This is a genomic window from Streptomyces sp. NPDC020731 (genome assembly GCF_044334705.1).
In the GTDB taxonomy this organism is placed as follows: Bacteria; Actinomycetota; Actinomycetes; order Streptomycetales; family Streptomycetaceae; genus Streptomyces.
Map to the genome: position 1 here is coordinate 21,300 of NZ_JBIRTN010000010.1, position 18,134 is coordinate 39,433.

Annotated in this window: 14 protein-coding genes and 4 tRNA genes; 9 read left to right on the forward strand and 9 right to left on the reverse strand. The window is 70.3% G+C overall.

The features are described from left to right. From ACH4VX_RS17025 to ACH4VX_RS17035, 3 genes are all read right to left on the reverse strand, one after another. Window positions 1–1,891, reverse strand: a 1,891-nt coding sequence (locus ACH4VX_RS17025) for a DEAD/DEAH box helicase (protein ID WP_398368202.1), incomplete at its 3' end; no start/stop codon positions are given. Between the two features lie 251 nt (window positions 1,892–2,142). Continuing rightward, window positions 2,143–2,685 (reverse strand): hypothetical protein, encoded by a 543-nt coding sequence (locus tag ACH4VX_RS17030; RefSeq protein ID WP_398368203.1) that lies wholly within the window; start codon window positions 2,683–2,685, stop codon window positions 2,143–2,145. Window positions 2,686–2,758: 73 nt separating this feature from the next. Further along, complete coding sequence (locus tag ACH4VX_RS17035) at window positions 2,759–3,109, reverse strand: metallopeptidase family protein (protein WP_073933509.1); 351 nt, start codon at window positions 3,107–3,109, stop codon at window positions 2,759–2,761. Between the two features lie 84 nt (window positions 3,110–3,193). Here ACH4VX_RS17035 and ACH4VX_RS17040 point away from each other — a divergent pair, with 84 nt between their 5' ends. From ACH4VX_RS17040 to ACH4VX_RS17070, 7 genes are all read left to right on the forward strand, one after another. Then, window positions 3,194–4,780 (forward strand): metallophosphoesterase, encoded by a 1,587-nt coding sequence (locus ACH4VX_RS17040; RefSeq protein WP_398368204.1) that lies wholly within the window; start codon window positions 3,194–3,196, stop codon window positions 4,778–4,780. 79 nt (window positions 4,781–4,859) lie between these two features. Continuing rightward, window positions 4,860–4,932: transfer RNA gene (locus ACH4VX_RS17045), tRNA-Glu, on the forward strand. 37 nt (window positions 4,933–4,969) lie between these two features. After that, a tRNA-Asp gene (locus ACH4VX_RS17050) sits at window positions 4,970–5,044 on the forward strand. Between the two features lie 24 nt (window positions 5,045–5,068). Continuing rightward, window positions 5,069–5,142, forward strand: a tRNA-Phe gene (locus ACH4VX_RS17055). A 94-nt stretch (window positions 5,143–5,236) separates the two neighbouring features. Continuing rightward, window positions 5,237–9,214 (forward strand): ATP-dependent RNA helicase HrpA, encoded by a 3,978-nt coding sequence (gene hrpA / locus ACH4VX_RS17060; protein ID WP_398368205.1) that lies wholly within the window; start codon window positions 5,237–5,239, stop codon window positions 9,212–9,214. 92 nt (window positions 9,215–9,306) lie between these two features. Then, window positions 9,307–9,381, forward strand: a tRNA-Asp gene (locus ACH4VX_RS17065). 176 nt (window positions 9,382–9,557) lie between these two features. Further along, window positions 9,558–9,722 (forward strand): hypothetical protein, encoded by a 165-nt coding sequence (locus ACH4VX_RS17070; protein ID WP_398368415.1) that lies wholly within the window; start codon window positions 9,558–9,560, stop codon window positions 9,720–9,722. A 436-nt stretch (window positions 9,723–10,158) separates the two neighbouring features. Here the strand turns inward: ACH4VX_RS17070 and bldC are convergent, their stop codons facing one another. Together bldC and ACH4VX_RS17080 are read right to left on the reverse strand one after the other, a co-directional pair. After that, window positions 10,159–10,365, reverse strand: a complete 207-nt coding sequence (gene bldC / locus ACH4VX_RS17075) for a developmental transcriptional regulator BldC (protein ID WP_003949541.1) — start codon at window positions 10,363–10,365, stop codon at window positions 10,159–10,161. Between the two features lie 539 nt (window positions 10,366–10,904). Then, window positions 10,905–11,747 carry a hypothetical protein gene (locus ACH4VX_RS17080; protein ID WP_398368206.1) on the reverse strand — a complete coding sequence of 281 codons (843 nt, stop codon included), beginning with the start codon at window positions 11,745–11,747 and terminating at the stop codon, window positions 10,905–10,907. A gap of 220 nt (window positions 11,748–11,967) precedes the next feature. Between ACH4VX_RS17080 and ACH4VX_RS17085 the strand changes: the two genes are divergently transcribed. Beyond that, entirely contained in the window at window positions 11,968–13,056 is a 1,089-nt protein-coding gene (locus ACH4VX_RS17085; protein ID WP_398368207.1) for a Leu/Phe/Val dehydrogenase, read from the forward strand. Window positions 13,057–13,374: 318 nt separating this feature from the next. Then, window positions 13,375–13,623, forward strand: coding sequence for a DUF3073 domain-containing protein (locus tag ACH4VX_RS17090; protein ID WP_073933448.1), 249 nt, complete (start codon window positions 13,375–13,377; stop codon window positions 13,621–13,623). Window positions 13,624–13,754: 131 nt separating this feature from the next. Here ACH4VX_RS17090 and purM read toward each other — a convergent pair whose 3' ends face one another. The 4 genes from purM to ACH4VX_RS17110 form a co-directional block, all read right to left on the reverse strand. Further along, window positions 13,755–14,822 carry a phosphoribosylformylglycinamidine cyclo-ligase gene (purM, locus tag ACH4VX_RS17095; protein ID WP_398368208.1) on the reverse strand — a complete coding sequence of 356 codons (1,068 nt, stop codon included), beginning with the start codon at window positions 14,820–14,822 and terminating at the stop codon, window positions 13,755–13,757. A gap of 33 nt (window positions 14,823–14,855) precedes the next feature. Then, the gene (purF, locus tag ACH4VX_RS17100; protein ID WP_398368209.1) at window positions 14,856–16,382 is read right to left on the reverse strand and encodes an amidophosphoribosyltransferase; all 1,527 of its coding nucleotides are present in this window, start codon (window positions 16,380–16,382) and stop codon (window positions 14,856–14,858) included. Between the two features lie 62 nt (window positions 16,383–16,444). Next, window positions 16,445–17,230, reverse strand: a complete 786-nt coding sequence (locus tag ACH4VX_RS17105) for an META domain-containing protein (protein WP_398368210.1) — start codon at window positions 17,228–17,230, stop codon at window positions 16,445–16,447. A gap of 49 nt (window positions 17,231–17,279) precedes the next feature. Then, entirely contained in the window at window positions 17,280–18,077 is a 798-nt protein-coding gene (locus ACH4VX_RS17110) for a sterol carrier family protein (RefSeq protein ID WP_398368211.1), read from the reverse strand. Window positions 18,078–18,134 lie beyond the last annotated feature (57 nt).

Genomic DNA, 18,134 nt, shown 5'->3' on the forward strand with positions numbered 1-18,134 from the left:
CACGGTCACGGTTGAAACCACCGCGGTCGTCACGACGCTCGAACGAACGCCCACCACGGTCGTCACGACGGTCACCACCGCGGTCGTCGCGACGGAAACCGGGGCGGTCACCACCACGGTCGTCACGGCGGAAGCCGGGGCGGTCACCACCACGGTCACGGTCACGGTTGAAACCACCGCGGTCGTCACGACGCTCGAACGAACGCCCACCACGGTCGTCACGACGGTCACCACCGCGGTCGTCGCGACGGAAGCCGCCACGGTCACCACCGCGGTCGTCACGGCGCTCGCGCCGCTCGTACGGCGCCGGTGCCTCCGTACGCTCCACGCGCTCGGTCCGCTCGACGTCCCGCGCGGTCGGCTGCTCCGGCAGCGAGACCTCGGCCCCGGCCGCCTCGGCCGCCTCGGCGACCACCGTCTCGACGTCCTCGCCCCGCTCCCGCGCGACCCGGGCCAGCAGCCGGTCGGCCTCGTCGCGCAGCTCGGAGGCACGGCGCTGCACCCGCTCCAGCTCCTTGGTGAGCTGGGCGACCTCACGCTCGGCCTGCTGCGCCGCGTTGCCCGCCGACTCTGCCTGGACCTCGGTCATCGACCGGGCCCCAGTGATCTCGGCGACCTCCGGCTCGAAGGCCGTGCCGCCCTGGATGATGTGGCGCGTGGCGTCGACGCCCGCGTCCTCCATCAGCCGGAAGATCTGGCGGCGCTGGTGCGGCAGGGACAGGGAGACGACGGTGCCGGTGCGGCCGGCGCGCGCCGTGCGGCCCGCGCGGTGCAGGTAGTCCTTGTGGTCGCCGGCCGGGTCCACGTTGAGGACCAGGTCGATGCCGTCGACGTGGATGCCGCGCGCGGCGACGTCGGTGGCGACCAGGACGTTGACGTAGCCGTCCTTGAAGTCGGCCAGCGTCCGCGTCCGCGCGCCCTGCGTCATGCCGCCGTGCAGCGCGTCCGCCTTCACGCCCGCGTCCCGCAGCTGCTCGGCGACGCGGTCGGCGCCCAGCTGGGTGCGGACGAAGATGATGGTGCGGCCCTTGCGGGAGGCGATGGCCGCGGTGACCGGCGCCTTGTCCTTGGGCTTCACGACGAGGATGTGGTGCGACATGGTCGTCACCGCGCCCTGCGCCGCGTCGACCTCGTGGCTGACCGGGTTGTTCAGGTACCGGTCGACGAGGGTCTTGATCTCGTTCTCCATGGTCGCGGAGAACAGCATCCGCTGGCCGCCCGGCGGAACCTGGTCCAGCAGCTCGGTGACCTCGGGCATGAAGCCCAGGTCGGACATCTGGTCGGCCTCGTCGAGGACCGCGATCTGCACGTTCTCCAGGGAGCAGGCGCCGCGCTTGATGATGTCGCGGAGACGGCCGGGGGTGGCGACCAGGATGTCGACGCCGCGCTCGAGGGCGTAGATCTGGTTGCCCATCGAGGTGCCGCCGCAGACGACCTTCATCTTGAGGCCCATGACGTCGCCGTACGGCTGGAGCGCGTCGGCGACCTGCATGGCGAGCTCACGCGTCGGCGTCAGGATGACGGCGCGCGGCTTGTGCTTCTCGGTCCGGCCGCCGGCCAGCGTGGCCAGGGTCGGCAGACCGAAGGAGAGGGTCTTGCCGGAGCCGGTGCGGCCACGGCCGAGGATGTCCTTGCCGGCCAGCGCGTCCGGGATGGTCGCGGTCTGGATCGGGAAGGGGGTGGTCACGCCGTTCTGCGCGAGCTTGCGCACGACACCCTCGGGCAGGCCGAGGTCGGCGAAGGTGAGTTCGGGAGCCGCCACCTCGGTGGTGAGTTCGGGAGCCGCCACCTCGGTGGTGAGTTCGGGAGCCGCCACCTCGGTGGTGACGTCGATGTCGGTGTCCTCGATGTTCTCGGGCACGACGACGTGATCAGTACTGGCGATGGGCATACGAATGCGAAACCTTCCGGAGTCTCTTCGGCACGCGCCCGTCAACTCCGTGATTCGCAGTTCGCAATTACGACCGCCTCGATGCGGTCCACCACGGCAAGGGAGAGAGTACGCGCCACACGGCGCGCTCTGCAGTGGCGCCGGGCAAATAGGATCAAACGATCTGCCACCATACGCACTCCGGCACCCCGAAAGCAAACCGGCAGGTGAGCGCGGGGTCCGGCGGGCGGGGAGGCACTGGAGAAGAGAGCTTAGACCGGCACCCCCGCTTCCGGCGCCGGTTCCCGCTGCGCCAACTGCGTCTCGGGCGGCTGGTGCGCCGACGAGGACGGCTCCGCCTGTGTCGGCTCCGGTGCGACCGACGGCTCGGGGGGCGCCGGCGAGGGCTGCGGTTCCGGTGTCCGCGAGGGCTCCGGGGGCACGGGCCGGTCGTCCGGGGGCGGCCCCGCGGACCCGTCCGGCCCGCCGTCGGCCGACGCGGACCGGCTCGCCCCCACGGACGGCGAGGCCTCGGCGGACGCCGCCTTCCCCGCCCTGCCCTTCTTCCCCTCGCCCTTGCGCCCCTCGCCCGTGCCGTCCCCGCGCGCCCCGTCGGCGGACGCAACGCCGTACCCGGCACCGCCGCCCGACACCGCGGCGCCCCCGTCCGGCGCCTCACCGCCCGGCCTCCCCTCGGAGTGCGACGGTCCGGCGCTCCCGCCCGCACCGTCCTCACCCACGCTCATGCAGCCGGCGGCGGCGACGACGGCCACGACCGTGGCGGCCAGGCGGGCGGGTACGTACAAGCGGCGCACGGGGCCACCTCCGGTCGGAGTGCTGGGTCAACCACACCAACTCCCACCACCCGCAAGAAGACACGCGTACGGCCTATCCATAGCCGAGCGCGTGCAGCCGGGCGTCGTCGATCCCGAAGTGATGGGCGATCTCATGCACCACCGTGATCTCCGTCTCGGCGACGACGTCCTCCCGGGACTCGCACATCCGCAGCGTCGGCCCCCGGTAGACGGTGATCCGGTCCGGCAGCACCCCCGCGTACCACTCGCCCCGCTCCGTCAGCGGCGTCCCCTCGTACAGCCCGAGCAGCTCCGGATCGTCCGCCGGCGGCTCGTCCTCCACGAACACCGCGACGTTGTCCATCAGCCGCGTCAGTTCCGGCGGGATCCGGTCCAGCGCCTCGGCGACCAGCTCCTCGAACATCTCGCGCGTCATCTCCAGCACAGAGCCATTGTCGGGCACGAGCCGTCCGTACGAGTTGCGCGCGGGCCCCGCATATCCAGCCGCCGACTTGGGCATACGGGACCAATGGCCCGCGTCCCCTCCGCCGTCCCGAACGCCCTCCACCGCCTCCCACGGGTCCCGCGGGCCCTCACCCACCGCCACCGCTCCCGCCGGCCCACCACCGCGACGCTCACCCTCACCCCGCAGCCGCGGCCCTGGACGCGCGCGGCCGGCCTCGTCGCCGTGGTCGTCCTCGGCGCCTGGCTCGGCCTGCTGATCGTCGGCAACGTCCGGGTCCCGGTGGGCCCCATGAACACCACCATGACCCTGCGCCCCTCCGTCACCGGCGGCACGAAGATCAACATCTCCCCGCTGGGCGCCCTCCAGCTCGACAGCCACATCGCGCCCGTCCGCCTGGACGTCAACGTCGACCAGCTCGACCCCGAGCGCTCCCAGGCCCTCGTCGACCACCCCGAACGCCTCTCCGGCCTCCAGGACGAGGTCACCCAGGACATCGCCCACGGCACCGCCGACCTCGCCGTGCGCTCCTGCGTCGCCGTGGTCACCGGCGCCACCGCCCTCGGCCTCGCCGTCTACCGCCGCCCCCGCCGCGCCCTCGCCGCCGGCGGCCTCGCCCTCGGCCTGCTGGCCGCGTCCGGCGGCACGGCGTACGCCACCTGGAACCCCGACTCCGTCCTGGAACCCAGGTTCTCCGGCCTGCTCTCCTCCGCCCCGTCCCTGGTCGGCGACGCGCGCAGCATCGTCACGGAGTTCGACGTCTACCAGAAGGAGCTGGCACGCCTGGTCACCAACGTGACCAAGCTCTACGACGCCACCTCCACCCTCCCCGCCTACCGGCCCGACCCGACCACCCTCCGCGTCCTGCACGTCTCCGACATCCACCTCAACCCGGCCAGCTGGAAGATCATCGCCTCGCTGGTGGAGCAGTACCAGGTGGATGTGATCGTCGACTCGGGCGACACGATGGACCACGGCACCGCCGCCGAGAACGGCTTCCTGGACCCCGTCGAGGACCTGGGCGCCCCCTACGTCTGGGTCCGCGGCAACCACGACTCGCTCGTCACCCAGCGCTACCTCGAAGGCATGAAGAACGTCCACGTCCTCGACGACGGCAGGGCGAAGACCATCGCCGGCCTGCGCTTCGCCGGCATCGGCGATCCGCAGTTCACCCCCGACCGCTCGGAGAGGACCGGGGCCGAGCAGTCCCAGGAACTGGCGGGCGCCCGTCTCGCCTCCGCCCTGCGCGACCAGCGGACCGCCGGCACCCCGGTGGACGTGGCGATCGCCCACGAACCGTCCGCGGCCCGCGAGGTCGACGGCACCGTGCCGCTGGTCCTGGCCGGCCACATCCACCACGAGGAGACGGAGGTCATGAAGTACGGCACCCGGCTCCGCGTCGAGGGCTCCACCGGCGGAAGCGGCCTGCGCGCCATCGAGGGCACGTACCCGGACCCGATCGAGACGTCGATCCTCTACTTCGACCGCGACACGCGCCGCCTCCAGGCCTGGGACTCGATCGAACTGGGCGGCCTCGGCCTCACCACGGCGGAGGTCAGCCGCCACCTCCCGAAGGAGAACCAGCCGGGCGCGACCACCTCTCCGTCGCCCTCCGGAACCCCGTCGGCCACCCCCTCGACGCCCGCGCCGTAAACCGTTTTGGCGATCCTCCCGACACCACGTATGCTTCTCACGTCCCCGACGCGCTGAGAAGCGCCCAGGCGGGCCGATAGCCCTCATCGTCTAGCGGCCTAGGACGCCGCCCTTTCAAGGCGGTAGCACGGGTTCGAATCCCGTTGGGGGCACGCATCACCCTGTGCGACACTGTCGTACGACACGCTTGGTCCTGTGGAGCAGTTTGGAGTGCTCGCCACCCTGTCAAGGTGGAGGCCGCGGGTTCAAATCCCGTCAGGACCGCTGGTGTTTCACGTGAAACACCTCGGCTGGGTAGCTCAGTTGGTACGAGCGATCGCCTGAAAAGCGATAGGTCGCCGGTTCGACCCCGGCCCCAGCCACAACAAAGGCCCCGATCCCTGATCGGGGCCTTGTTGTGTGCCCCGGCAAAATCATTGGCCGCGAATTTTCGCGGGATGAGATCCTGGAGTCCGTATGTCTACGCACTCTGCCCCCGCTCTCGGCTCCCTCGCCTCCCGCCTCACCGAGCTGTCGTTGCGCGACGCGCACCGGCTCGGACGCAGGCTCGAAGGTGCGCGCAGGATCCGTAACCCGGAGGCCCGCGCCGCCGTGCTCGCCGAGATCGAGGCGGAGGTCGCCGGGTCCGAGCAACGGATGGCCGGGCGGCGTGCCCGGGTGCCCGCGGTCACGTATCCCGGGCAACTGCCCGTCAGCCAGAAGAAGGACACGATCGCCGAGGCGATCCGTGATCACCAGGTGGTGATCGTCGCGGGTGAGACCGGGTCCGGCAAGACCACGCAGATCCCGAAGATCTGCATGGAGCTGGGCCGGGGCGTCCGGGGCATGATCGGGCACACACAGCCCCGCCGGATCGCCGCCCGCACGGTCGCGGAGCGGGTGGCGGAGGAGCTGGACACGCCGCTGGGTGAGGCCGTCGGCTGGAAGGTCCGTTTCACCGATCAGGTGAATCCGGACGCCACGTTCGTCAAGCTGATGACCGACGGCATCCTGCTCGCGGAGATCCAGACCGACCGCGAGCTGCGCGCCTACGACACGATCATCATCGACGAGGCGCACGAACGGTCGCTCAACATCGACTTCCTGCTCGGCTATCTCGCGCAGCTGCTGCCGAAGCGTCCGGACCTCAAGGTCGTCATCACGTCCGCGACCATCGACCCGGAGCGTTTCTCCCGGCATTTCGGGGACGCGCCGATCATCGAGGTCAGCGGGCGTACGTATCCGGTGGAGGTGCGGTACCGGCCGCTGCTTGAGGAGGACTCGGACGACGCCGACCGGGACCAGATCACCGCGATCACGGACGCCGTCGAGGAGCTGATGGCGGAGGGGCCGGGCGACATCCTGGTGTTCCTCTCCGGTGAGCGGGAGATCCGGGACACGGCGGACGCGCTCACGAAGAAGCGGTACCGGTCGACCGAGGTGCTGCCGTTGTACGCCCGGCTGTCGCACGCCGAGCAGCACCGGGTGTTCCAGCAGCACAGTGGCCGCCGGATCGTGCTGGCGACGAACGTCGCCGAGACGTCCCTGACCGTGCCGGGCATCAAGTACGTCATCGATCCCGGGTTCGCCCGCATCTCCCGCTACAGCCATCGCACCAAGGTGCAGCGGCTGCCGATCGAGCCGGTCTCGCAGGCCAGCGCCAACCAGCGCAAGGGCCGCTGCGGCCGTACCTCGGACGGCATCTGCGTCCGGCTGTACAGCGAGGACGACTTCCTGGCCCGTCCGGAGTTCACGGACGCGGAGATCCTGCGCACCAACCTCGCCTCGGTCATCCTGCAGATGACCGCGGCCGGCCTGGGTGAGATCGAGAAGTTCCCGTTCATCGACCCGCCGGACCACCGCAACATCCGCGACGGTGTGCAGCTGCTGCAGGAGCTGGGCGCTCTCGACGCGGCGCAGAAGGATCCCCGCAAACGGCTGACGGAGGCCGGGCGGAAGCTGGCGCAGCTGCCGGTCGACCCGCGGCTGGCCCGCATGGTGCTGGAGGCGGACAAGAACGGCTGCGTCCGTGAGGTGATGGTCATCGCGGCCGCGCTGTCCATCCAGGATCCGCGGGAGCGGCCCGCCGACAAGCAGACGCAGGCCGATCAGCAGCACGCCCGGTTCCGGGACGAGTCCAGCGACTTCCTCGCGTATCTCAACCTGTGGCGGTACGTCCGCGAGCAGCAGAAGGAGCGCGGTTCGTCGTCGTTCCGCCGGATGTGCAAGCAGGAGTACCTGAACTTCCTGCGGATCCGCGAGTGGCAGGACATCTACACGCAGCTGCGTACGGTCGCCAAGCAGATGGGCATCCACCTCAACGAGGAGGACGCCCCCGGCGACCGTGTCCACGTCTCCCTGCTGGCCGGTCTGCTGTCGCACATCGGCATGAAGGACGTGAAGGAGTCCAAGGACTCGGGCCCGGCGGGCCGTAAGGACGGCGGGCGGAACGAGTACCTGGGCGCACGGAACGCCAAGTTCGCCATCTTCCCGGGTTCGGCGCTCTTCAAGAAGCCGCCGCGGTTCGTGATGTCGGCCGAGCTGGTGGAGACGTCCCGGCTGTGGGCGCGGGTCAACGCGAAGATCGAGCCGGAGTGGGTGGAGCCGCTCGCGGAGCATCTGCTCAAGCGCACGTACAGCGAGCCGCACTGGGAGAAGGACCAGGCGGCCGTGATGGCGTACGAGAAGGTGACGCTGTACGGCGTGCCGATCGTGGCGCAGCGCAAGGTGAACTACGGCCGGATCGATCCGGAGATCTCCCGGGAGCTGTTCATCCGCAACGCCCTGGTCGAGGGTGACTGGCGGACGCACCACAAGTTCTACGCCGACAACCGGCGGCTCCTGACCGAGGTCGAGGAGCTGGAGCACCGCGCGCGGCGCCGGGACATCATGGTCGACGACGAGACCCTGTTCGACTTCTACGAGCAGCGGATCCCCGAACACGTGGTGTCGGGGGCGCACTTCGACTCGTGGTGGAAGCACAAGCGGCACGAGCAGCCGGACTTCCTCGACTTCGAGCGGGAGATGCTGATCCGTGAGTCGGCGGAGGCGGTCACCAAGGCGGACTACCCGGACTCCTGGCGGCAGGGCCCGCTCAAGTTCCGGGTCACGTACCAGTTCGAACCGGGTGCGGACGCCGACGGCGTGACGGTCCATGTTCCGCTCCAGGTGCTGAACCAGGTGACGGACGAGGGCTTCGACTGGCAGATCCCAGGGCTGCGCGAGGAGGTCGTCACGGAGCTGATCCGTTCGCTCCCCAAGCCGGTCCGGCGGAACTACGTGCCGGCGCCGAACTACGCGAAGGCGTTCCTGGCGCGGGCGGTGCCCCTGCAGGAGCCGCTGACCGTGACGATGGCGCGTGAGCTGAAGCGAATGGTCGGGGTGCCGTTCGATGCGGAGGACTTCGACTGGTCCCGGGTTCCGGACCACTTGAAGGTGACGTTCCGGATCGTCGACGAGCGGCGCCGCAAGGTCGCCGAGGACAAGGATCTGGAGGCGCTCAAGCTCCGGCTGCGGCCGAAGGCCCGCCAGGCGCTGTCCCAGGCGGCCGCCGCCACGGCGCAGCGTCAGGGCGGCGAGTCCCTGGAGCGCAAGGGGCTGACGGACTGGACGATCGGTTCGCTGACCCGCGTGTTCGAGACGCGCCGGGCCGGTCAGCCGGTGAAGGCGTATCCGGCGCTGGTCGACGACGGTGACACGGTGTCGGTCCGGCTGTTCGACACGGAGGCCGAGCAGGCGGAGGCGATGTGGAAGGGCACGCGCCGGCTGATCCTGCTGGGGATTCCGGTGAACCCCGCGAAGTTCGCGTCCGAGAAGCTGACGAACGCGCAGAAGCTGGCGCTGTCCGCCAATCCGCACGGTTCGGTGCAGGCCCTGTTCGACGACTGTGCGACGGCCGCGGCGGACAAGCTGATCGCCGACTTCGGCGGGCCGGTGTGGGACGAGGAGTCCTACCGGAAGCTGTACGACAAGGTCCGCGCGGAGATCGTCGACACGACGGTCCGCGCGGTGGGCCAGGTGCAGCAGGTGCTGGCGGCGTGGCAGGCCTGTGAGCGCCGCCTGAAGGGCATACGGAGCCCTGTGCTGCTGCCCAACCTCCAGGACGTACGGGGGCAGCTGGACGGGCTCGTGCGGCCCGGTTTCGTGACGGAGGCGGGGCTGCGGCGGCTGCCGGACCTGATGCGCTATCTGGTGGCCGCGGACCGGCGCCTGCAGCAGATGCCGGCGAACGCGCAGCGGGACACCACGCGCATGGCGAAGGTCCACGAGATGCGGGACGAGTACGCGTGGCTGCTGGAGCAGATGCCGCAGGGACGGCCCGTGCCGCGGCAGGTGCTGGACATCCGCTGGATGATCGAGGAGCTGCGGGTCAGCTACTTCGCCCACGCGCTCGGTACGGCGTACCCGGTGTCGGACAAGCGGATCGTGAAGGCGATCGACGCGGCGGTGCCGTGACGGGCCCCGCACGCAGGGTGAGTTCGACCAGGGGGTCCGCCTCCTGTAGAGTCCTTCTCGCAGCGCAACGCACGAATGGCGCCGCGAAATCTGGTCCTGTGGAGCAGTTTGGAGTGCTCGCCACCCTGTCAAGGTGGAGGCCGCGGGTTCAAATCCCGTCAGGACCGCAGTAACCGTGAGGCCCGCACCCCGCAAGGGGAGCGGGCCTCACGCACGACAGGAGCCCGGGTCTTCGGATCCGGGCTCCTGTCGTGCGTTCGGGGCGCCCTGCACCCCTCTGCCGTCTTGACAGGTTCCGCCGCCCCTCGGTACTCCGGGGAGCAGGGCGCCGCTCCGTGCGCGCCTGTCGGCCGCGTCGCCGTACCGGCACCTCACCTTCCACCGTCCCACCCGCCACCGTCCCACCCGCCACCGTCTCCCGCGGATGGCGATGGGCTCCGCGCCCCGCCCCTCGGACGCCTCCCGGCCCGCCGGGGAACACCCCGGCCCCAACGCCCGTTCCCTCTAGCGCATATGCCGCAGGCTCAACAAGCCGACTGGTATGTGACGGGTGTCACCGTATGAGTTTTAGGAAGTGCGGTACTTACACCTCTCCTACAACAGGTCAATTTAATATGTGCAATTGCACCACTCGGAGAGGTCCGTGCCGACCCGCGCCCAGGTGACCCTCCACCCCTCCCCAGAGTCCGACAAGCCCGCTCACAGAGCCTTCCCCGGCTCCCGCCAGGGCGAAGCCGGTCCCCCATCAGCGCACAAAAAAGATCGCGCCGGACTCGGCGGAGTCCAGCGCGATCGACGACGCACCCTTGTTCAGTTGCCTGGAAAGCTCTGATCTGCTTGGGCGAGGGGCCTGTTGGGGCAGTCCCCGTGTCGCTTGGAGCCAGGGTTCCCGGGCGGCTCGGCCGGTGGGGGACCAGTCGGTTCTGCCCGGTTCATGCGGTTGTTCAGGCCTCGCTGCGCTGCTGCGGAATGCCCGCGAGCAGTGCGCGGACCTCGGCTTCGCGGTAACGGCGGTGCCCGCCGAGCGTGCGGATCGACGTGAGCTTGCCAGCCTTCGCCCAGCGCGTGACCGTCTTCGGGTCGACGCGGAACATGGTGGCGACCTCAGCCGGGGTCAGCAGCGGCTCGGCATCAGGGGTGCGAGCGGTCATGAGCGGCCTCCTCGGGAGAACCGAACCTTCTCGGTTCTTTCCTCTAAATTCTGCACCTTGACCCGCGTTGCCCGAAATGGCGGACGCGAGTCGAGTCGGTTATAGGACGAACGGCTTGTCCTCGGCACTACAACTACACCATCTGTCCAACCACGTCGGCCAAACCGATGGAATTGCCCTCCCAGGTGTTCATCAGCCGCGGAAGCCGATGGACCATGCCATAGCGGACAGTCACGCCGCTGTGACGATCAGTCACAGCAGCGATCAGGAGTCACCGGACCCCCCAAAGCACGTAATGCCGAGAATCCGCCCATAGTTGAGCACAGCAGGACGGAAGAGTCCTCCCCGGACTCCTTGTCCTATTTTGGCATGAGGGTGGGCAAGGGGCGCAAGGGCCACGTAAGTGCGGTCCGTCACGCTTGACGCGCTTGGGACATACGCCCGGATCGGCGCCTACGTCCGTTCTCGGGCGTGCACTGACGAAACCTCAGGCACCTCAGGGCGAAGACAAAACCCCAAGAACGGCGTTTGGTCAAACGTCAGTTCGCCGAACGCAGGTCGCGGACCGACCGCCAGCGCTCCACGAGGCGCCCGTAGGCATCCCCTGCGCCCTCCCCGTCACCGCGCCGCAGCGCCGCGATCCCTTCGGTCACGTCCGCCGCCGAATGGTCGCCCTCGAGCGTGCCGGCCGGCAGGGCGTGCACCAGTCCGCCGTAGTCCAGCTCGACCAGCGAGCGCGGATGGAACTCCTCCAGCCAGCGCCCGACGTCCACGAGGCCGTCGATCAGCAGGCTCTCGTCCACGGCGTCCCGCAGCGCCCGCAGCCCGCGCGCCACCCGTCGGCGGGCCTGGACCATCGGGGTCCGGTAGCGCAGGACGGGCGCCTCGCCGGCGGAGCCCTCGGCGTACTCCCGCTCGTCGTCCGCGAACAGCACGAACCAGTTGATCGGCACCTGCCAGGTCGCGGTGCGGATCCACGGCCGGGCGTCGGGGTGGTCGGCCAGCCAGCGCTCGTAGTCCCGGGCCGCCTGGTGCCGTACGACCGGGGGCAGGAGCGCGTCCAGGACCGGCAGCGGGAATTCCTCGGCGAGCTCGCCCAGGGCCTGCCAGCCGCGCAGCCGGGTGCGCCAGGGGCAGACGCAGACCACACCGTCGGCCTCCAGCACGAACGCGTCGCCGCTCTCGTGCACCGGCACCGGTACCGGCGGGGTGGGCGCGAGGTCGGCCAGGGCCCGGCGGAGTTCGTCCTGGCAGGAGGGGCGGTCGGGGCGGCGGGCGTAACGGGCCCAGTGACCGCGTTCCGGTTCCGGGAAGGCGGCCAGCGGTTCGTACACGCGCAAGTAGGTCGCGTAGGGGACGATCACCGAGGACACCTTGGGCACGCCTGCTCCCTCCCCCGAGGGCCGTCGCGAAAACCTGCCGGGCCTCCTCTCGGACGGGTGGGAAACCCCTGCAAATCGTCGCACGGCGGTACTCCGGACGGAGGTGATCCGGGACACGGTGCCGCCGACGGGCGCGCAAGGATCTAATCTCGTGCCACAGTCCCCGCCACCTCTACGGGGGCCGATCCCGCCCGCCGCTACTTACTCAGGAGTCACCACAGTGACCGACGTATCTGACGGCGTCCTGCACACCCTGTTCCACTCGGACCAGGGAGGCCATGAGCAAGTCGTGCTCTGCCAGGACCGTGCCACCGGCCTCAAGGCCGTCATCGCCCTCCACTCCACCGCGCTGGGCCCCGCCCTCGGCGGTACGCGCTTCTACCCGTACGCCTCCGAGGAGGAGGCCGTCGCCGACGCGCTGAACCTCGCGCGCGGAATGTCGTACAAGAACGCCATGGCCGGGCTCGACCACGGCGGCGGCAAGGCCGTGATCATCGGCGACCCGGAGCGGATCAAGTCCGAGGAACTGCTCCTGGCCTACGGCCGGTTCGTCGCCTCCCTCGGCGGCCGGTACGTCACCGCCTGTGACGTCGGCACCTACGTCGCCGACATGGACGTCGTGGCCCGCGAGTGCCGCTGGACCACCGGCCGCTCCCCGGAGAACGGCGGCGCGGGCGACTCGTCCGTGCTCACGTCCTTCGGCGTCTACCAGGGCATGCGGGCCGCCGCCCAGCACCTGTGGGGCGACCCCTCGCTGCGCGACCGCAGGGTCGGTGTCGCGGGCGTCGGCAAGGTCGGCCACCACCTGGTGGAGCACCTGCGCGCGGAGGGCGCCGAGGTCGTGATCACCGACGTGCGCGAGGACGCCGTACGACGGATCCTCGACCGGCACCCCCAGGGCGTGTCCGCCGTCGCCGACACCGAGGCGCTGATCCGCGCCGAGGGCCTGGACATCTACGCCCCGTGCGCGCTCGGCGGGGCGCTGAACGACGACAGCGTGCCGGTGCTGACCGCCAAGGTGGTCTGCGGCGCCGCCAACAACCAGCTCGCCCACCCGGGTGTGGAGAAGGACCTCGCCGACCGCGGGATCCTCTACGCGCCGGACTACGTGGTGAACGCCGGCGGTGTCATCCAGGTCGCCGACGAGCTCCACGGCTTCGACTTCGACCGGTGCAAGGCGAAGGCGTCCAAGATCTTCGACACCACGCTCGCCATATTCGCACGTGCGAAGGAGGACGGGATTCCGCCGGCCGCCGCGGCCGACCGGATCGCCGAGCAGCGGATGGCGGAGGCACGCCCGGTGCGATGACGCGTGTGCGGGCGGCCCGGCTCGGGGCGCCCTCGTACATGTGAGCGGTACCCGCCGGGGGTCACTTGGAGAGAACTCTCACTTCTTCCGGCGGGTCGACCGTCGATAAGTGGTTAAAATCGCGGTTGACCAGCGAGGACGGGGCGCCTCGAAGGTCCTGGGCGCGGGCACGTCATGCGGGCGACGTACCGTATGGGCGCGGGCTCAGGTACCGTGGAAGCCCTACGGACCGGACTCTCCGCGGAGAGTCCGTTCTGGACCATGAACGCGTGTCAAGACTCTGGGGCCGTCGAGCCCCGTCGTTGAGGGGGTCGAGCCATGGGGCGCGGCCGGGCCAAGGCCAAGCAGACGAAGGTCGCCCGCCAGCTGAAGTACAACAGCGGTGGGACTGATCTCTCCCGCCTGGCCGAGGAGCTGGGCGCATCGCCATCGAACCAGCCACCGAATGGTGAGCATTTCGAGGACGATGAGCAAGACGACGACCTGTACGCACGGTACGCCGACCTCTATGAGGACGACGACGAGGACGAGGACGGACCGTCCTCGCAACAGCGTCGCGGCGCTTGACCTTGCGCTGAACACCAACCCGGTCGGTGACTCCGGTCACCGACCGGGTTTAGTGCTGCCTCGGCTGCCCTGACGGCCTGATGTGTTGATGTGCTGCCCGCACGTTCACCGCGCGGGCAGCACACCGTCGCTCACTTCGCGTAGTCACCGACGAGGGCGGCGCCCGTGGTGTGCTCACCGCGGCCGGTGATCTCACCGGCGACCCAGGCGTCCACCCCGCGGTCGGCCAGCGTCGTCAGCGCCACGTCGACGGACTCCTGCGGCACGATCGCGATCATGCCGACGCCCATGTTCAGCGTCTTCTCCAGCTCCAGCCGCTCGACCGAACCGGTCCGGCCGACCAGGTCGAACACCGGTTCGGGGGTCCAGGTGGAGCGGTCCACGATCGCGTGCAGTCCGTCCGGGACGACCCGGGCCAGGTTGGCCGCGAGCCCGCCGCCGGTGACGTGGCTGAACGCGTGCACCTCGGTGGTGCGCAGCAGGGCCAGGCAGTCCAGCGAGTAGATCTTGGTGGGCTCCAGGAGCTCCTCGCCGAGGGTGCGGCCCAGCTCGTCGATCCGGGCCTCCAGGGCGAGCCCCGCGCGGTCCAGCAGCACGTGGCGGACGAGGGAGTAGCCGTTCGAGTGGAGCCCGGAGGACGCCATGGCGATCACCGCGTCACCCGTGCGGATGCGATCCGCGCCGAGCACCCGGTCGGCCTCCACGACGCCCGTACCGGCCCCGGCGACGTCGAAGTCGTCCGGACCCAGCAGACCGGGGTGTTCGGCCGTCTCACCGCCGACCAGGGCGCATCCGGCCAGCACACAGCCTTCCGCGATGCCCTTGACGATGGCGGCGACCCGCTCCGGGTGGACCTTGCCGACACAGATGTAGTCGGTCATGAACAGCGGCTCGGCGCCGCACACCACGATGTCGTCCATGACCATGGCGACCAGGTCGTGGCCGATGGAGTCGTACACGCCCAGCCGGCGCGCGATGTCGACCTTGGTGCCGACGCCGTCCGTGGCGGAGGCGAGCAGGGGCCGCTCGTAGTTCTTCAGGGCGGAGGCGTCGAAGAGGCCGGCGAAGCCGCCGAGGCCGCCGAGGACCTCGGGGCGCTGCGTCTTCCTCACCCACTTCTTCATCAGCTCGACGGCGTGGTCGCCCGCCTCGATGTCGACGCCCGCCGCTGCGTAGCTGGCACCAGTGTTCTGGGACATGACTGTGAGAGCTTTCGTGTCGTCCGTCAGGGCTTACGGGCGGCGGATCGCGTCGACCGAGGCCGGGGCGGCCGTGCCGGCGGCCAGCTCTGTCTCCAGGAGCTGCTTGCCGAGGAGCTCGGGGTCGGGCAGCTCCATCGGGTACTCGCCGTCGAAGCAGGCGCGGCACAGGTTCGGCTTGGCGATGGTGGTCGCCTCGATCATGCCGTCGATGGAGATGTACGACAGGGAGTCGGCGCCCAGCGAGGTGCCGATCTCCTCGATCGTCATGCCGTTGGCGATGAGCTCCGCGCGGGTGGCGAAGTCGATGCCGAAGAAGCAGGGCCACTTCACGGGCGGCGAGGAGATCCGGATGTGGACCTCGGCGGCGCCCGCCTCACGGAGCATCCGGACCAGGGCGCGCTGGGTGTTGCCGCGCACGATCGAGTCGTCGACGACGACCAGGCGCTTGCCCTTGATGACTTCCTTGAGCGGGTTCAGCTTCAGACGGATGCCGAGCTGCCGGATGGTCTGCGAGGGCTGGATGAACGTACGTCCGACGTACGCGTTCTTGACCAGGCCGGCGCCGAAGGGGATGCCGGACGCCTCCGCGTAGCCGATGGCGGCCGGGGTGCCGGACTCCGGGGTCGCTATGACCAGGTCGGCCTCGGCCGGGGCCTCCTTCGCGAGCTTGCGGCCCATCTCGACGCGCGAGAGGTACACGTTCCGGCCGGCGATGTCGGTGTCCGGGCGGGCCAGGTACACGTACTCGAAGACACACCCCTTGGGCTTCGCTTCCGCGAATCGGGAGGTGCGCAGTCCGTTCTGGTCGATGGCGACGAACTCGCCCGGCTCGATCTCGCGGACATAGCTGGCGCCGCAGATGTCGAGGGCGGCGGACTCGGAGGCGACGACCCAGCCGCGCTCCAGGCGGCCGAGGACCAGCGGGCGGATGCCCTGCGGGTCGCGGGCCGCGTACAGGGTGTTCTCGTCCATGAAGACGAGGCTGAAGGCGCCCTGGACCTGGGGGAGGACCGCGTGCGCGGCCTGCTCCACGGTCACCGGTTCGCCGTCGGCGGCGCGCTGGCCGGCCAGCAGGGCGGTGATCAGGTCGGTGTCGTTGGTGGCCGCCACCTTGGGGGCGCGGCCGTTCTCCTTGGGGAGTTCGGCGACCATCTCGGCGAGCTGCGCCGTGTTGACCAGGTTGCCGTTGTGGCCGAGCGCGATGGATCCGTGCGCGGTGGCGCGGAACGTCGGCTGGGCGTTCTCCCACACGGAGGCGCCCGTGGTCGAGTAGCGGGCGTGTCCGACCGCGATATGACCCTGGAGCGAACCGAGAGAGGTCTCGTCGAAGACCTGGGAAACGAGGCCCATGTCCTTGAAGACGAGGATCTGGGAGCCGTTGCTGACCGCGATTCCCGCGGATTCCTGGCCCCGATGCTGGAGGGCGTAGAGCCCGAAGTACGTGAGCTTGGCGACCTCTTCGCCCGGAGCCCAGACACCGAAGACGCCACAAGCGTCCTGGGGGCCCTTCTCACCGGGGAGCAGGTCGTGGTTGAGTCGTCCGTCACCACGTGGCACGACTCCGAGTGTAGGCGAGGTCGACCACTGGTCCGAATTGGGGATGTGGCCCCAGCAGTGGATCACTGCTCGGCGACCGCCCGGACGCTGGTGCCGTTTTCGCTGGTCAGCGTCAGGGTCCGGCCGTCGACCTCGTAGGCGACCGTCCCGTTGAAGAGCTTCGTCAGCGCCTTCTCGCTGTCCATGAGTGAGTCTTCGCACATCATTCGGGTCAGAGACGGCGTCCCGAGGGTGATATGGCCGTCGCGCACGGTGGCGTCGGCGTTCACGTGGTTGCAGCCGAGGCGGCCGGCGACGGTGCCCTCCTCCTTGTCGAAGGTGAGGTGGGCGCGGCCGTCGACGGCGGGGGCGGTGACGGTCCACTCGGTGCCGTGCAGCGGGGTGTCCTCGGTCCTGCTCAGGCGGACGGTGTCGCCGGACCCGGTGGTGAGGGTGAGACGGCCGTCGTCCACGTCGGTCTTCAGGGTGCTGTCGGAGAGGGTGCGGGAGAGGGTCCGTTCGACGTCCATGGGCTTGTCGTCGCAGGCCATCTCGGTGGACGCGGTATCGCTGAGCGTGATCCGGTCGCCGTCGACGGTGACATCGGCGCTGAAGGTGTTGCAGCCGTAGCTGCCCTGGGCCCGGCCGCTGTCGTCGAGGGTGAGGTGCGCGCCGTCGGGGGCGCGGTGGACGGTGCCGTCGACGGTGACGCTGTCGATGCTCCAGTGGATGCCGGTGACCGGTTCCTCCGCCTGCGCGGTGCCGCTGCCGGCGCCCGCCTTCTCGCTGCCACAGGCCGCCGCGAGCGGGACGACGAGCACGGCGACGGCCGTCAGGGTCATGCGCTGCTTGTGCTTCTGCCTGTACATGCCGATTCGACGAAGGCGGGGAGCGAGTGGTTCCCCTTCCGCCCCGGACTCATCCCAGCAGCGGCAGGTACGGCCCGAGGTCCGCCCGTTCCCCGCTCGCGCTCACCTTCGCGTCGACCACCGCGTCCTGCCAGGCCGTCCGTCCGCCGGCCAGCCGGATCCAGGTCAGCGGGTCGGTCTCGACGACGTTCGGCGGGGTGCCCCGGGTGTGCCTCGGCCCCTCCACGCACTGCACGACCGCGTACGGCGGGATCCGCACCTCCGTGGAGCCGCCGGGGGCCCTCGCGGCGAGCGCGTCGGCCAGCAGCCGGGTGCAGGCGGCGAGGGCCTGACGGTCGTACGGGATGTCGAGGCCGGGCACGGCGGCGTTCAGGTCGTCGGTGTGGACGACCAGCTCGACGGTGCGGGTGACGACGTAGTCGGCCAGTGTCAGGGCGCCCGCGCTGGTGGGGAGCAGCCGGCCGCCGGGGGTTCCGTCGAGGCGGTCGGTGAAGCGCCGCTCGGTCTCGGCGAGGTGGGCGTCGGGGTCGGGGTGGTCCGCCGCGAGCCGGCGGGCGGTGCCGGCGATGGCGTCCGCGTCGGCGGCGATGGCGGACGGCCAGTCGAGCAGCCGCCCGTCCTGCCGCGCGGGCACCGGCTCCTCCAGCAGCCGGTCCACGGCCGTCAGCGCCATCCCGATGTGCGCGACCAGCTCCCGTACGGTCCAGTCGCCGAGCCGCGTCGGCAGGGCGAGCTGCTCGGGGGTGAGGGTGCGTACGGCCGCCCGTACGTTCCCGAACTGCGCCAGTACGGCGGTGCGGGTCCTGGCGGGGTCGTAGGAACGGGCGCGCTTCTTGGCCGGTGGCATGGCGGCAGCCTATGCGGGAGGGGCCGTACGCCGAAGCCCCCGGCCGGCGGACCGGGC